17 protein-coding genes are annotated in these 15,794 nt (G+C 43.1%); all 17 read left to right on the top strand.

Features of this window, described 5'->3' with window-relative positions:
• Positions 1-287: 287 nt before the first annotated feature.
• The 17 genes from E5A76_RS14255 (at position 288) to flhB (ending at position 15,649) form a co-directional block, all read left to right on the top strand.
• The gene (locus E5A76_RS14255) at positions 288-1,328 is read left to right on the top strand and encodes a sensor histidine kinase (RefSeq protein WP_161119317.1); all 1,041 of its coding nucleotides are present in this window, start codon (positions 288-290) and stop codon (positions 1,326-1,328) included.
• 34 nt (positions 1,329-1,362) lie between these two features.
• A complete protein-coding gene (locus E5A76_RS14250) occupies positions 1,363-2,742 on the top strand; it encodes a sigma-54-dependent transcriptional regulator (RefSeq protein ID WP_023933141.1) in 1,380 nt (459 codons plus the stop codon).
• A gap of 50 nt (positions 2,743-2,792) precedes the next feature.
• Complete coding sequence (gene fliE / locus E5A76_RS14245; RefSeq protein ID WP_023933140.1) at positions 2,793-3,104, top strand: flagellar hook-basal body complex protein FliE; 312 nt, start codon at positions 2,793-2,795, stop codon at positions 3,102-3,104.
• A 62-nt stretch (positions 3,105-3,166) separates the two neighbouring features.
• A complete protein-coding gene (fliF, locus tag E5A76_RS14240) occupies positions 3,167-4,915 on the top strand; it encodes a flagellar basal-body MS-ring/collar protein FliF (protein WP_161119316.1) in 1,749 nt (582 codons plus the stop codon).
• Positions 4,908-5,948: a flagellar motor switch protein FliG gene (fliG, locus tag E5A76_RS14235; protein WP_053988533.1), complete on the top strand. Its 1,041-nt coding sequence runs from the start codon at positions 4,908-4,910 to the stop codon at positions 5,946-5,948. Before fliF ends, fliG begins: the two co-directional genes overlap by 8 nt.
• Before the next feature lie 29 nt (positions 5,949-5,977).
• Positions 5,978-6,781, top strand: coding sequence for a flagellar assembly protein FliH (fliH, locus tag E5A76_RS14230; RefSeq protein WP_161119315.1), 804 nt, complete (start codon positions 5,978-5,980; stop codon positions 6,779-6,781).
• Complete coding sequence (gene fliI, locus E5A76_RS14225; RefSeq protein ID WP_023933136.1) at positions 6,778-8,100, top strand: flagellar protein export ATPase FliI; 1,323 nt, start codon at positions 6,778-6,780, stop codon at positions 8,098-8,100. Before fliH ends, fliI begins: the two co-directional genes overlap by 4 nt.
• Positions 8,101-8,133: 33 nt before the next feature.
• The gene (fliJ, locus tag E5A76_RS14220) at positions 8,134-8,574 is read left to right on the top strand and encodes a flagellar export protein FliJ (protein WP_053988530.1); all 441 of its coding nucleotides are present in this window, start codon (positions 8,134-8,136) and stop codon (positions 8,572-8,574) included.
• 123 nt (positions 8,575-8,697) lie between these two features.
• The gene (locus E5A76_RS14215) at positions 8,698-10,110 is read left to right on the top strand and encodes a flagellar hook-length control protein FliK (RefSeq protein WP_161119314.1); all 1,413 of its coding nucleotides are present in this window, start codon (positions 8,698-8,700) and stop codon (positions 10,108-10,110) included.
• 53 nt (positions 10,111-10,163) lie between these two features.
• Positions 10,164-10,643 (top strand): flagellar basal body-associated protein FliL, encoded by a 480-nt coding sequence (gene fliL, locus E5A76_RS14210; protein ID WP_161119313.1) that lies wholly within the window; start codon positions 10,164-10,166, stop codon positions 10,641-10,643.
• A gap of 7 nt (positions 10,644-10,650) precedes the next feature.
• Positions 10,651-11,700, top strand: a complete 1,050-nt coding sequence (gene fliM / locus E5A76_RS14205) for a flagellar motor switch protein FliM (protein WP_053988527.1) — start codon at positions 10,651-10,653, stop codon at positions 11,698-11,700.
• 16 nt (positions 11,701-11,716) lie between these two features.
• A complete protein-coding gene (gene fliN, locus E5A76_RS14200; RefSeq protein ID WP_045063851.1) occupies positions 11,717-12,106 on the top strand; it encodes a flagellar motor switch protein FliN in 390 nt (129 codons plus the stop codon).
• Between the two features lie 8 nt (positions 12,107-12,114).
• The gene (gene fliO / locus E5A76_RS14195) at positions 12,115-12,555 is read left to right on the top strand and encodes a flagellar biosynthetic protein FliO (RefSeq protein WP_107229654.1); all 441 of its coding nucleotides are present in this window, start codon (positions 12,115-12,117) and stop codon (positions 12,553-12,555) included.
• Positions 12,542-13,393, top strand: a complete 852-nt coding sequence (fliP, locus tag E5A76_RS14190; RefSeq protein WP_161119312.1) for a flagellar type III secretion system pore protein FliP — start codon at positions 12,542-12,544, stop codon at positions 13,391-13,393. Before fliO ends, fliP begins: the two co-directional genes overlap by 14 nt.
• Before the next feature lie 32 nt (positions 13,394-13,425).
• Positions 13,426-13,695, top strand: coding sequence for a flagellar biosynthesis protein FliQ (gene fliQ, locus E5A76_RS14185; protein WP_023933127.1), 270 nt, complete (start codon positions 13,426-13,428; stop codon positions 13,693-13,695).
• Positions 13,696-13,716: 21 nt separating this feature from the next.
• A complete protein-coding gene (gene fliR, locus E5A76_RS14180; protein WP_008986458.1) occupies positions 13,717-14,499 on the top strand; it encodes a flagellar biosynthetic protein FliR in 783 nt (260 codons plus the stop codon).
• Between the two features lie 19 nt (positions 14,500-14,518).
• Positions 14,519-15,649 (top strand): flagellar biosynthesis protein FlhB, encoded by a 1,131-nt coding sequence (gene flhB / locus E5A76_RS14175; RefSeq protein WP_023933125.1) that lies wholly within the window; start codon positions 14,519-14,521, stop codon positions 15,647-15,649.
• Positions 15,650-15,794: the final 145 nt, after the last annotated feature.

Raw genomic sequence — 15,794 nt, 5'->3', positions numbered from 1 at the left:
CATACAAAAATTGTATCTCTAATTAAGCTGAGTTATTTGTCTGTTTTTATAGCGATATAAGCTAGCTATCCTTGTCTTCGATCTATTTTCTCGCTAAATATCCCAAATTCCTTTCATCAATCTGTGTCTTTTTCGTTATTGACTTACTACTTATATTAATTGTCATTTTTTTGACATCGTAATTTAATCTTGCTTACCTTTAATTTTCTGATTTATAAGAATTATATTTGGCATGTAATTTGCTTTTTTATAAATAATATTGAATTTTTTGTTATTAGGTTTCGTGCATGGATGATCAAGCGACGGCATTAGGACAATTAGAACAACAAGTCGAGCGTTACCAGCAAGTGCTTGAAGTGATGCCGGTTGGGGTGATTTTGTTAGATCCTAAAGGCATTGTCAGTGAAACCAATAATGAAGCGTTACGTTTGCTAGGTGAGCCATTAGAGGGCGAGCGTTGGGTTGATATAATTCAACGTTGTTTTAACCCTCAAGAAGATGATGGTCATGAGATCTCACTGCGATCTGGTCGAAAGGTAAAACTGGCGATTTCAGCATCCGCTGCTGGTCAGCTAATTGTGATTACTGATATGACAGAAACTCGCCAGTTACAGTCACGATTAAGTGAAATGCAGCGTTTATCATCATTAGGAAAAATGGTGGCGTCGCTAGCACATCAGGTTAGAACCCCGCTATCTAGTGCCATGCTTTATGCTGCTAATTTATCTGCGCCTAATTTGCCTGTGAATACCCGTGAACGTTTTCAAACAAAGCTTGTTGATCGTCTGCAAGATCTTGAAAAGCAAGTGAACGACATGCTGTTGTTTGCGAAAGGTGGCGACAACAAAGTCGTGAACTGTTTCAGTTTAGAGACTTTGCTTAATAGCATGGAAAACATGGTTGAAGCTTTAGTGATGAGTCAAAACGTCGATTTTAGTATCGATTGTGATGATGAATCATTAGTGATTTTAGGCAATGAAAATGCCCTTGCGAGTGCGATCAGCAACCTGATAACGAATGCTATTCAAATGTCAGGAAAAGGTTGCTCAGTAGCCGTGTCTTGTCATGTGATGGGTGATGATATTTTGCTATCGGTGACCGACAACGGTCCGGGTATTGAACCAGATATTCAAGCCAAAGTATTAGAGCCGTTTTTTACCACTCGCAAGCAAGGCACAGGCTTAGGTTTAGCCGTGGTACAGATGGTGGCTCTTGCTCATCATGGCAAGCTTTCTTTGCAGTCAGAAGTGGGTAAAGGAACGTGCTTTACGTTAACCATTCCAATGGCTTCACAAGAAAATATTCAGCGTCAGTTAGCAGCATCGTAAGCATACCTGTGATACGAACTCATGGAGAGAAAATATGAACCAAACGAGAGTCTTAGTTGTTGAGGATGACGAAGGATTACGTGAAGCACTTGTCGATACGTTAGCGCTGGCTGGCTATCAATGGATTGAAGCTGAAAGTGCGGAAGATGCGTTAGTGATCATGAAGTCTCAAGCGGTTGATATTGTTGTCTCTGATGTGCAAATGGCAGGAATGGACGGGTTAGGCTTACTGCGTAGTATTAAGCTTAATTGGCCGAAAGTGCCGGTACTGTTGATGACGGCTTACGCCAATATTGAAGATGCTGTTGCGGCTATGCGTGAAGGTGCGATTGATTACATGGCAAAACCGTTTGCACCGGAAGTATTACTTAATATGGTTGGGCGTTATGCGCCGATCAAAAAGCAAAGCAGCAAAACGGTCGTTGCAGATCCGAAAAGTATTAAATTGTTAGCTTTGGCTGACAAGGTCGCTAAAACCGATGCTAGCGTAATGGTATTAGGGCCAAGTGGTTCAGGTAAAGAAGTGCTATCTCGCCATATTCATGATAACTCTGAACGTCGAGATGGCCCTTTTATTGCTATTAACTGTGCAGCTATTCCTGAAAATATGTTGGAAGCAACCTTATTTGGTTACGAGAAAGGTGCATTTACCGGTGCTGTGCAAGCATGTCCTGGTAAGTTTGAGCAAGCGCAAGGCGGCACATTACTGTTAGATGAAATCAGTGAAATGGATTTGAATCTACAGGCGAAATTACTGCGTGTATTACAAGAGCGAGAAGTAGAACGTCTAGGTGGTCGCAAAAGCATTAAGTTAGATGTGCGTATTCTTGCAACCAGTAACCGAGATCTTAAGACTTATGTTGCTGAAGGGCATTTTCGTGAAGATTTGTATTACCGCTTGAATGTTTTCCCTATTGCATGGCCTGCATTAGGGGATCGTAAGGGAGATATTTTACCCTTAGCCTCATTATTTGCTGAACGGCACAGTATCCAACAAGGAAATGTGGTACCTACTATAAGCCAAGCAGCACAGGATAAATTGCTGCAATATCCGTGGCCTGGCAATGTGCGTGAATTAGATAATGTGATTCAACGAGCATTGATTTTATGCGAAAACAATCAGATCCAGCAGCAAGATATTTTATTAGAACATTTTGATTGGCTTGATACAGAAAGCCCTGAAGTCGTCACAACATCTGAGCCAAGCGTGATTGCTGTACGCCCTAAAGTGCCGACAACAGGAGAAGGGCTAGGCAGTGAGTTACGTGAACAAGAATTTAGCATTATTTTAGAAACGCTGGTGGCCTGTGATGGCAGCCGTAAAGATGTGGCAGAACAGCTTGGGATAAGCCCACGAACCTTACGTTATAAACTCGCAAAAATGCGTGATGCTGGCATTGAGATCCCTGCGTAGTGTGCAGGAAGCAGAACGACAAAAAATAAACGAATAGAGAGAATCACGGAATGAAAGTAAACGGACTACAAGCAGAAATGCAAGCAATGAGGCTGGATGCCCAAAACACCTCATCCCCAGCCACAGCACAACAAGTGAGTGCAGATTTTGGCAATCTTCTTAGTGATGCACTGAAAACAGTGAATCATCTTCAAGGACAATCTAGCGAATTAGCCACACGTTTCGATCAAGGTGACCGCAGTGTGTCTTTATCCGATGTGATGATCGCGAGAAACAAGTCCAGCGTTGCGTTTGAAGCAACGGTTCAAGTTCGCAATAAAATGGTACAAGCGTACAAAGAATTAATGAATATGCCGGTATAAACCTGACTTTTTAAAGTATGGATAGTAAAGCCGTTATTCTTGCAGTTTATGGGTAAAAAGTCGTGGCAGAAGAAAACATTAATCAACCATTAGCCGTATCAGGGAATGGGTCAGCACCTGCTTTGCATGATGATGCAGGTCTTGATCAAGGGGCTGATATTTCAGAGAAGAAAGCTTCTTCGACAGATAGCATTTTGGGCAATTTGGATCTCTTACGCCAAGTGATCTTAGTGTTGTCTGTGGCTATCTGTGTAGCGCTAATTGTGTTGGTCACAATGTGGATCAAAGAGCCTGAAATGCGCCCATTAGGCACTTATGAAACTGAAGAGCTTATTCCGATCCTTGATCACTTCGATCAAAAGAAAATCGAATACCAACTAGATGGGAATACCATTCGGGTTCCAGCTGAAGAATATAGCGCAATTAAGCTCGATCTAACCCGTTCAGGGTTAAATACACGTACGGTTGAAGGTGACGATATTCTGTTACAAGACATGGGCTTTGGTGTTTCTCAGCGTCTTGAAAGCGAACGTTTAAAGCTAAGTCGTGAGCGTCAGCTTGCTCGTGCTATCGAGCAAATCAGCCAAGTGCGTAAAGCGCAGGTGTTATTAGCAACACCAAAACAAAGTGTCTTTGTTCGTCATAATCAAGAAGCAACAGCAACGGTATTTTTAACCCTTTCTTCTGGTGGTTCGCTGGGTCAACAAGAGGTGGATTCAATTGTTGATATGGTGGCAACTGCAGTGCCTGGCTTACGACCAACACGTGTGACGGTGACCGATCAACATGGTCGCTTATTGAGCTCTGGTACCGAAGATCCAAGTGCGACCGCAAAGCGAAAAGAGTACGAATTAGAACGTAAGCAAGAGCAATCACTACGTGAGAAAATTGATGCGATTTTAATGCCTGTTTTAGGATTGGGTAATTACACCTCTCAAGTTGATGTTGCGATGGATTTCTCGGCTTTAGAGGAAACCCGTAAGCGTTATGATCCTGCAACTGCAGCGACACGCAGCGAATTTACGTTAGAAGATATCAATGGTGGTAATACGGTTTCAGGTATTCCGGGCGCATTAAGCAATCAACCGCCAGTCGATTCAGCAATTCCTCAAAATGTTAAAGACATGCAATCGGGCAGCGCTGGCGCTGATGGCTCTGTGCATCGAGAATCAACCCGCAACTATGAATTAGATACCACCATCAGTCATAAACGAGCGCAGACAGGCATCATTGCACGTCAAACAGTATCTGTGGCAGTGGATTATAAAACCATTACCGATCCAGCAACGGGCGATGTAACACGTGTTCCTGTCTCTGAAGCTGAAATTGCCAAAATTCGTCGCCTATTAATGGGGGGGATTGGCTTTTCTGAAGCCCGTGGTGATTTGCTTGAAGTGTTATCTGTGCCATTTGCATTACCTGAATCACAAGTAGCTGCTGATCTGCCGATTTGGGAAAACCCGAACTTTAATAATTGGGTTCGTTGGATAGCCGCAGCGCTGGTGATCATCGTGGTGATCATCGTGCTCGTACGTCCTGCCATGCGCAAATTGCTGTATCCAAATCAAGCACCAGATGGTACGCCATTGGATGAAAATGGTATGCCGATATTATCAAGTACAGCAGATGGTGTCGGTTTAATTGGTGCTGAATTAGATGGTGGTGAAGGATTTGAATTAAGCTCAAGTAGCTTAGATTTACCAAATTTACATAGAGATGAAGACTTACTGAAAGCCGTCCGAGCCTTGGTGGATAATGAGCCAGATCTCGCAGCGCAAGTGGTTAAAAGTTGGGTGAATGAAGATGGCTAATGAAGTTGCAGTAAGTGAAAACAAATTCGATATCAATACGCTAAGTGGCACCGAAAAAGCAGCCATTCTTTTGCTTAGCCTCAGTGAGCAAGATGCTGCGAGTATTATTCGTCATTTAGAGCCGAAACAAGTCCAGCGTGTCGGTGGTGCGATGGCGAGTATGACGGATTTGAATCAAGAGAAAGTGTCCGGTGTTCATCGCCAATTTCTAGAAGACATTCAGAAATACACCAGCATTGGTATGGGCAGTGAAGACTTTGTCCGTAATACATTAGTGGCGGCATTGGGTGAAGACAAAGCTAATAACTTGGTCGATCAAATCCTGATGGGCAGTGGCTCGCGTGGTCTGGATTCTTTGAAGTGGATGGATCCTCGTCAGGTGGCAAGTATTATCTTGAACGAACACCCACAGATCCAAACCATTGTTTTATCTTACTTAGAGCCAGAGCAATCGGCAGAAATTTTATCGCAATTTCCTGAGCGAGTGCGCCTAGATCTGATGATGCGTATTGCGAACTTGGAAGAAGTGCAGCCTGCAGCGCTACATGAATTAAACGATATCATGGAGAAACAATTTGCCGGTCAAGCGGGTGCACAAGCTGCGAAAATTGGTGGTCTGAAAGCTGCGGCTGAAATCATGAACTATCTCGATAATAACGTTGAAGGTTTGTTGATGGATCAGATCCGTGAAACTGATGAAGACACAGCAACGCAAATCCAAGACTTGATGTTCGTGTTTGATAACTTAACCGAAGTTGATGATCGTGGTATTCAGACCTTACTTCGTGATGTACCACAAGATCTACTGCAGAAAGCCTTGAAAGGGGCTGATGATATGCTGCGTGATAAGTTCTTCATGAACATGTCGAAGCGTGCCTCAGAAATGCTACGTGAAGAGCTAGAAGCAATGGGACCTATTCGTGTTGCAGATGTAGAAGCTGCACAAAAAGAAATTCTTACTATTGCTCGTCGTTTATCTGATGCTGGTGAAATCATGCTTGGTGGTGGCGGTGGTGCTGATGAATACCTCTAATCAACAATCACTGATGTTAGGAGGCCTTGATGAATGATGAACGTCGTCGTGGTTTCTTTCGTGCATCGGATCACCAAGCACAAGAGTTAGAACGCTGGGCGTACCCTGATTATTCAGAAGAGCGTCCAGAGTACGCTGAAAACGCATTCAATTATCAACCTCAGCCTATCATTGAAGAGTTTGAGCCAGAAGAAGAGCCGGGACCGCCGCCGTTAACTGCTGCTGATTTAGAAGCAATGCAACAGTCAGCCTATGAAGAAGGCTTAGAGCAAGGCAAGCAAGCCGGTCACGCTGATGGTTTTAAAGCCGGACATGCAGAAGGGCTTGCGGCTGGTAACGCAGAAGGTTTAGAGCAAGGCTTACAGCAAGGTTTAGTACAAGCGCAACAACAGATCACTGAACAAGTGAATCACTTAGCAACAGTTGCTGAAAAGTTACTTGTCCCGATCAGCCAAGTGGATAGGGATGTAGAAGAGCAAGTGATGCAATTGGCATTGGGGCTAGCGAAAGAATTGATCCGAGTCGAAGTGAAAACCAATCCACAAGTGATTTTAAATACTATTCGTGAAGTGGTGGCAACGTTACCGATTGCAAATCGTGAAATTAGTATGCATCTGCATCCTGAAGATATTGCTTTGGTTAAACAAAATTTCACCGATGAAGATTTACAAGAGCGTAAATGGAAACTGATTTCAGAGCCAGGCTTAAATCGTGGTGACTTACAGGTAAATAGCCAAGATACCTCAGTCGATTATTTTATTGATGAGCGTATTCGCCATTCGCTGACCACCTTTGAAGCGATGAATAGCAGCGTGCGAGAGCAAAGCGAATGAGTGCCACTTTAGCTGAACGTTTAAGCCGTTTTAAAACCGAAGGGACGGGTTGTAAGCCTGTTGCATCAGGTCGGCTAGTACGTGTGGTTGGACTGACATTAGAAGCAGTTGGCTGCCGAGCACCTGTTGGTAGCCTATGTAAAGTTGAAACCCTAAATGGTGACTTGGAAGCAGAAGTTGTCGGATTTTCTGGCGAAACGCTGTTCTTGATGCCAAGTGAGCAGCTGCAAGGGGTAATGCCTGGGGCGAAAGTCACACCGATTCTCCATAACAGTGGTCTGCCTGTGGGACCTGAGTTATTAGGACGTGTTATTGATGGTGTTGGTAATCCGCTTGATGGTTTAGGGCCAATTTTCACCGAGCAACGTGCTTCATTTAATGCGATTCCCATTAATCCGTTATCTCGAAAACCCATTAAAGAGCCTCTTGATGTTGGTATTAAAGCGATCAACGGTTGTTTAACTGTTGGTAAAGGTCAGCGTATTGGTCTGTTTGCTGGCTCTGGTGTAGGTAAGTCGGTGACCCTTGGCATGATGACCCGAGGAACCAGCGCACAAATCGTGGTCGTGGGTTTGATTGGTGAGCGTGGTCGAGAAGTAAAAGAGTTTATTGATGAGATCTTAGGTCCTGAAGGAAGAGCTCGTTCGGTTGTAGTCGCAGCGCCTGCCGATGCGTCACCTTTAATGCGTTTAAAAGGCTGTCAGACTTCGTTAACCATTGCGGAATACTTTCGTGATCAAGGCTTTGATGTTTTGCTGTTAATGGATTCATTGACTCGTTTTGCGCAAGCGCAACGTGAAATTGCCTTATCTGTCGGTGAGCCGCCAGCAACTAAAGGTTATCCGCCATCAGTGTTTGCCAAGCTGCCAGCCTTGGTTGAGCGAGCAGGTAACGGTAATGAAAACCAAGGTTCAATTACTGCTTTTTTCACCGTATTAAGTGAAGGTGATGATTTGCAAGATCCTATTGCCGATGCATCTCGTGCGATCTTGGATGGTCACATCGTGTTATCTCGTGAAATGGCTGATGCCGGACATTATCCTGCTATTGATGTTGAACGCTCCGTGAGTCGTGTTATGCCTGCGATTGTCAGTGAAGAGCACATGTTAATGTCAAAAGCGGTGCGTCAGATCTTATCGATTTGCCGTAAAAATCAGGATTTGGTTTCCATTGGTGCTTATAAGCCGGGAACAGATAACACCATTGATCAGGCTTTTAGTTTTAAACCTAAATTGGACGCTTATCTTCAGCAAACAATGAAAGAATCGGTGCCGTATGAAATGTGCATCAATATGTTGCGTTCAACTCTTGGCGGCTAAGGCTGAGTATCAAAAGGATGTGGAGCATAGACTATGTCGAATGCATTAGCATTGATCATTGAACAAGCGAAAGAGCAAGAGCATCAAGCCAGTCTTGCTTTAAACCAAGCCCGTATTGATCAAGAAAATTATCGTCAGCAGTTAGCGCAGATTGAGCAATACCGTTTGGATTACCTCAACCAACTTTCTACGCGTGGTCAGCAAGGGCTAACAGCCAGTCAATATAGCCATTTGCAGAAGTTTTTAACGCAGCTGGATAATACCTTAGAGAAGCAAAAGCAAGCGGGTGGTTACTTTGAAGAGCAAATCCAAAAATGTTCTCAGCATTGGCAAGAAATGCAACAGAAGCGTCGCTCAGTGGAATGGTTAGTTGAAAAACGTAAACGTGAGCATCAACAGTGGCTGGACAAGCAAGAGCAAAAGATGATGGATGAGTTTGTCACCCTGCAATTTGCAAGACGATTACAACAGTAATTTTATTGATAGATTTATTGGTTTGGTTTTTGCATTAATACTGGTTATCTCTTTATTGCCAGTTGAAAATAAAATCGTGATGTTGTTGTTTTCGCAAGGCTCAGTATTAGGTTTGGATCGGTTATGAATCTATTAAATCCATTATCAACCCAGCATTCAAAAGTAGCTTCTGCTGGTGCAGCTAACGCCAAGTCTGTTGATCAAACAGAAGGTGAGCAAGAAGGCTTATTTGGACAGCAATTACAACAAGCCTCTTCCGAGCAAGCGTCTGTAACCGATTTAAAAGCAAAAGAAAAAAGTGTTGATGCTGGTGATAGTGAAGCGGTTGATGACATTGTAAAGACGGATGTTGAACCGCTACTTGAAACTGAAAATGCTGAGTTATCAGAAAATAAAACCGATGAAAGTGTTGTTATTGATGAGGTCGAAGCTGTAGGTGCTATAGCAGCTGAAAAAACAATCCAAGCTGATGAAGTAAAAGATGAAGGCGTTGACAAAGCCATGCTTGAAGGTGCGGATTTTCTTCAGCGATTAAATCAATCTAATCAGCAGCTTAGCAATCAATCAGTTGAAGGTGGCAAAGCTTTGCCGCTAAACGATGATGCAGCTAAGGATATTGAGGTGAGCGAAGAAGGTGAGGACGCAGAGCTAAAACAAGCAGGATTACTTGATAGCTTGAAATCCTTTGCTGCTAAACAGTCAACCGAGCTGACTGATAAAGAAAAAGCATTACTGACTGATGCTAAAAGTAATGAGCAAAAATTTGTAACCAATACTGCTGGTGGTAATAACATTACAGCTGAAACCGATGAAGCGGCAGCTCAACAAGTTATCGATCCTGAGCTCAAGAAAACCTTATTAGGCATGAGTGCGGATCAAAGTCTTAATAAAGCCGTTTTAACAAGCGGTAAGACCGCAGAAGTTCTTGCAGCTGCTGGGGCAATGGAAACCATCAAACGTAGTTTGGGTGAGGCATCAGAAAAAGATAGTAGCTTAGCGCAGCCATTATCTGCTCAGATGGGCTCCCAGCAAGCAACTGCCATGAAGATGGAGCCTCAGATAGCGGCAGCACAAGTACAAACGCCTTTGTTACTGACTAAAGAGCAAGCTGGAGAGCAAATTTCTGAGCGCATCAATATGATGATGGCGAAGAATTTAAAACAGGTGGATATTCGTTTAGATCCGCCAGATCTGGGTAAAATTCAGATCAAATTAACCTTGAACCAAGATCAAGCATCGGTGCAATTTACCGTTAATAACAGCCAAACAAGAGATATGGTTGAACATGCAATGCCAAGATTGCGAGAAATGATGCACCAACAGGGATTACAGTTAGCACAAGGTTCAGTAAGCCAAGATAATTCGAGCCAGTTTGCACAGCAGCAGTTCACACAACAACAGCAATCAGAACAGCAAAGCGGTTCCTCTAGCGAAGGTGTGTTAACCCGTTCGCAAGAGCCAGAATCAGATAAACATCTTGATGCAATTGAGATGTTCGTTACAAATAACAAAGATCGGGTTGATTACTATGCGTAATTAACAATTGCTAATACTTTAGATAATGAAAATAAAGATAAAAAGGAATAAAAATGGCGATGGGCAAGAAAAAGCTGATGATAATAAGCGCAGCAGTAGTGGTTTTATTGTTGGCTGGTGGCATTGGTTTTTGGTTGCTTAGTGGTGATGATGCCGCAGAGCCTCAACAAGCAGCGGAAGTTGCTCAGCAGGATGCGGTTAAAGCGCCCGTTATGTCTGCGTACTATGTTGTATTACCTCAGCCATTTACCTTTAATGTCACCGGGGATTCCCGCGATCGCGTGGTTCAAATTAAAGTGCAATTAATGGTAAGAGGGGATAAGAATGAAGCCCTTGCTAAGCAACATATACCTTTAATTGAAAGTACTTTGCTTCAAGCATTTGGCGTAGCAACGGTTGAACAATTACGTAGTCCTAATGGTCGTGATCAATTACGTCAGCAAGCGTTGGAAGCCGTGAAAGCGACAATGGTAAAAGTGGCAGGAACACCAGCGGTTGAGCGGGTTCTTTTTACCGGTTTTGTAATGCAGTAGGTTTATAGTGAGCGATTTATTAACCCAAGATGAGATTGATGCGCTACTTCATGGTGTCGATGAGCCAGAAGATGACCTTCATGAAGATGAAGGGAGTAGTGATGTTGCGACGTTTGATTTCTCCTCCCAAGACCGCATTGTTCGCGGTCGCATGCCAACGCTTGAGTTGATCAACGAGCGTTTTGCTCGCCATATGCGGATCAGCTTATTTAACATGTTGCGCAAAACGGCTGAGGTCTCTATTAACGGCGTGCAGATGATTAAATTTGGTGAATATCAAAATACACTGTATGTCCCAACCAGTTTGAACATGGTGCGTTTCCGTCCGCTAAAAGGGACGGCTTTGATCACCATGGAAGCACGTTTGGTATTCATCTTGGTAGAAAACTTCTTTGGTGGTGATGGACGTTTCCACGCCAAAATTGAAGGCCGTGAATTTACCCCAACCGAGCGTCGTATCGTGCAAATGCTATTGAAATTGGTGTTTGAGGATTATCGTGAGGCTTGGTCGCCTGTGATGGGGGTTGAATTTGAATACTTAGATTCAGAAGTTAACCCGACGATGGCAAACATTGTTAGCCCAACGGAAGTGATTGTAGTGAGTTCATTTCATATTGAAGTGGATGGCGGTGGCGGTGATTTTCATGTTGTGATGCCGTATTCCATGGTTGAGCCAATCCGTGAATTGCTCGATGCCGGTGTGCAAAGTGACAAAATGGATACTGATGTCCGTTGGAGTAAGGCACTGCGTGATGAAATCATGGATGTGCCCGTTAATCTTCGAGCCAAACTGCTTGATGTCGATTTATCGCTTCGTGATTTGATGGAATTACAAGTCGGAGACGTGATCCCAATTGATATGCCTGAGCAGGCAACGATTTTCATTGAAGATTTGCCAACCTACCACGCCAAAATGGGACGTTCAGGTGACAATGTTGCTTTAAAAATCAGTGAGAAATTGAAACGTCCAGATATGGTGAAAACGGATTTGGCTTTTTTAGATCGTGATGAGCTAGGCACGGCATTACTTAATATCAATAGCGATAGTAACGAATAATATAAAGGACGGAACAATGTCAGATAATAATGATCAACAAATGGCAGATGATTGGGCAGCGGCATTAGCTGAGCAAGCTAACGATGTGCAGCCAGCACCTTTAGAAGAGCTAACCGACGACAGTACACCGATCACCGATGATGAGCGTCGTAAACTTGATACGATCATGGATATTCCTGTCACGATTTCAATGGAAGTTGGGCGTACTCAGATCAGTATTCGTAACTTGTTGCAATTAAACCAAGGTTCAGTGGTTGAGCTTGATCGTATTGCTGGTGAATCATTGGATGTGATGGTCAATGGAACCTTGATTGCGCACGGTGAAGTCGTTGTGGTCAACGATAAGTTTGGTATCCGTTTGACTGATGTGATCAGCCAAACTGAGCGTATTAAAAAGCTGCGTTAAGGCAAGTTATGAAAGGGAAAATAGCGCAGGCATTACTGGCTTTATCCTTATTATTTGGGGGGGGAGCTAGTTGGGCGCAAACGGAAGTTGCAGAAAAAACAGCACCTCAGTTAGGTCGTGCGCCTGAACTAAATATCGCCACTACGCTTGCTTCGTTATTGCTGGTACTTGTGATCATCGTGTTTCTTGCTTGGCTACTAAAGCGTATGCGAGTAGCCGGAATTAGCGGCAATGACTCAGGGCTAAAAGTGGTAAAGCAGTTAGCTGTCGGTCAACGAGAAAGAGTGGTTTTGCTACAAGTGGGTGAAGAGCAAATGTTAGTGGGGATCACCCAACATAACATTTCTTTACTGAGTAAATTGGATAAGCCTTTAACCATGGACGAATCGCCAAGTGGGGATTTTGCATCTCAGCTTAGCAAGTTAATGAAAAATAATGTTAAAAAATAGAACACTAGCCGTCACTTGGACGGCTTTTATTGCTGTAGCGCTGTTTTTCAGTCTTTCGCTTAATATGGCGCATGCGGTTGAAGCCAGTGCTGCTAATAGTACAACGGCTGCAGCAATGAGTGCTGAAACAACTGTTGGTCATCTACAAGCGAATCGTGGTGGCGGTGGTATTCCTGCTTTGTCTGTCACGGTCAATCCTGATGGTAGTGAAGACTATTCGGTAACGCTGCAAATTTTAGCCTTGATGACTGCGCTAGGCTTTTTGCCTGCGATGGTGATCTTGATGACCTCATTTACCCGTATTGTGGTAGTGATGTCGATTCTGCGTCAGGCGATGGGTTTACAGCAAACGCCATCTAACCAAGTGATCATCGGTATCGCCTTGTTCCTTACCTTTTTTGTGATGTCTCCAGTCATTGATAAGATCAATACAGAAGCCGTTCAGCCCTATATCAATGAACAAATAACGGCAAAACAAGCATTGGAAAAAGCCGAAGATCCGATGCGTCAATTTATGTTGAAACAAACCCGAGTCAAAGACTTAGAAACTTTTGTCAATATGTCAGGTTCAACTGCTGACGATCCGCAAAATGTCCCATTAACCGTTTTGATCCCCGCTTTTATTACCTCTGAGTTAAAAACCGCATTCCAAATTGGTTTCATGCTGTTTTTACCATTTTTGATCATTGACTTAGTGGTTGCTTCCATCTTGATGGCTATGGGTATGATGATGCTATCACCTATGATTGTATCGTTACCTTTTAAACTGATGCTGTTTGTTTTGGTCGATGGTTGGAATTTGATTTTATCAACACTGGCAGGAAGCTTTGGTACCTAAGGTATCAGACGCCGAATTAAGAGGATGTTTTTATGACGCCAGAAGCTTTTGTTGAGATATTTCAAGAAGCCCTGTACATGGTGCTTATTATGGTGTGTGCCATTGTTATTCCAGGCTTGTTAATTGGTCTAGTGGTAGCTGTGTTTCAGGCGGCAACATCGATAAATGAACAAACCTTAAGTTTCTTACCTCGCTTAGTGGTGACGCTGTTAGCATTGATGCTGTTTGGACACATGATGACGCAAATGCTGATGGATTATTTCTATCGCATCATAGATCAGATCCCACAATTGCTTTACTAGCAAGGGATACGGCAGTCGACTATGCATTACACTTCCGCCATTTTGCTTGATTGGTTAGCAAATTATTTTTGGCCCTTTACTCGCATATCATCAATGATGATGGCGATGACTTTTTTTGGGGCACGTTTTGTGTCACCTAAAATTCGGCTGTATTTAGCTTTAGCCATTACTTTTGCTGTTATGCCATTTTTACCCAAGGTTCCACAAGATATTGAGTTGTTATCGCTGGCAGGTTTCATTATCACAGGGCAACAAATCATTATTGGTGTAGCGATGGGGTTAGTGACCCAATTTGTTACTCAAACCTTTGTGTTATTGGGGCAAATATTGGGTATGCAATCGAGCTTGGGTTTTGCTTCTATGGTCGATCCTGCTAACGGACAAAACACCCCAGTATTGGGTCAGTTCTACATGTTTCTTGCCATCTTGCTGTTTTTGGCAACCGATGGGCATTTAGAAATGCTAAATGCAGTGGTGCTGAGCTTTAAAACCCTGCCTGTTGGAACCGCGATGTTAGGCCAACAAGATTATTATGAGTTGGCAGGTTGGTTTGGTCACATGTTTAAAGCAGGGCTGAACATGGCATTAGCAGGGATCATTGCGCTGCTAACTGTGAATTTATCTTTTGGTGTCATGACTCGTGCTGCGCCTCAGTTAAATATTTTCTCGCTAGGTTTCTCTTTTGCTTTGCTATTAGGTTTAGCCATTAGCTGGTTTATTGTTTTGGGTATTGTGCCGCAGTATGAAGCGTTGTGGCAGGTTGGATTCGGTCAGGTATGTAGCTTGATCCGCATTGATTGTTAACGACTGGGAGTAGATCAGAATGTCTGATTCAGATGGTCAAGAACGTACCGAAGACGCCACGCCCAGACGGCTTGAGCAGGCAAGAGAAAAAGGCCAAGTTCCACGCTCAAGAGAATTAGCTTCCGTTGCGGTATTGGTATCTGGTGCTGTAGGTTTAATGTGGTTTGGTGAGGGGCTAAGTAAAGCACTCGGTCAGATCATGACAGCGATGTTCAGCTTAACTCGCGAAGATATTTTCGATCTTGATCGGTTATTCGTCATTATTTTTGATGCGATTGTTCACATTTTATTGCCGTTAGCGTTAGTGCTCATTTTCTTATTCTTTGCCGCCTTTATTGGTGCTGCGGGTGTTGGTGGCGTTCGATTCTCTACGCAAGCAGCAATGCCGAAGTTTTCCAAGATGAATCCTATTAGCGGCATAAAACGTATGTTTGGGATGCAAAGTTGGGTTGAACTGATTAAGTCAATATTAAAAGTCGGTCTAGTAGGTAGTGTTGCTTGTTATTTGATCTATTCAAGCTTGGAAGATTTTTTCCAATTAAGCATTGAGGTATTTCCTGCTAATTATTTTCATGCGCTCGATATCTTATTAAATTTCGTATTGCTTATTTGTTGTTCATTATTGATCGTGGTCGCGATTGATGTGCCATTTCAAATATGGAACTTCAATCAGCAATTAAAAATGACCAAGCAAGAAATTAAAGATGAATATAAAGATTCGGAAGGTAAGCCTGAAGTAAAAGGGCGTATTCGAATGTTGCAGCGTGAAATGGCACAGCGTCGAATGATGGCTGACGTTCCGCAGGCTGACGTAGTTATTACTAACCCCGAACACTTTTCAGTCGCGCTACGCTATGATCCTAAATTAGATTCAGCGCCTGTGGTTATTGCCAAAGGGGGCGATCATCTTGCACTTAAAATACGAGAGGTGGCGAATAAACATAATATTGATATTGTGCCAGCCGCACCGCTTGCTCGTGCTATTTACTATACAACTGAATTAGAACAACAAATTCCTGATGGACTCTTTGTAGCAGTAGCACAAGTGTTGGCGTATGTCTTTCAATTAAAAGAGTACCGTAAGGGTAAAGGTAAGAAACCAACCTTATCTAAAGCTGCAACCGATATTCCAGAAGAACTTCGTCATTAATATTTATATCAATAGTATGGTGGCAATTAATTACTGAATGATTGTCTATATTAAAGATTCCTGTATTCCATGATGGAATAATTTCATTTAGTAAAGTTGATAATGATTTTAATTTAGAGATTAGACACAAGTTCACAAATTAAAG

This window comes from Photobacterium lucens (assembly GCF_009873615.1).
GTDB classification, from domain to species: Bacteria; Pseudomonadota; Gammaproteobacteria; order Enterobacterales; family Vibrionaceae; genus Photobacterium; species Photobacterium lucens.
The sequence above is the reverse complement of the archived record's forward strand: the minus strand, read 5'-3'. Positions and strand labels throughout refer to the sequence as shown.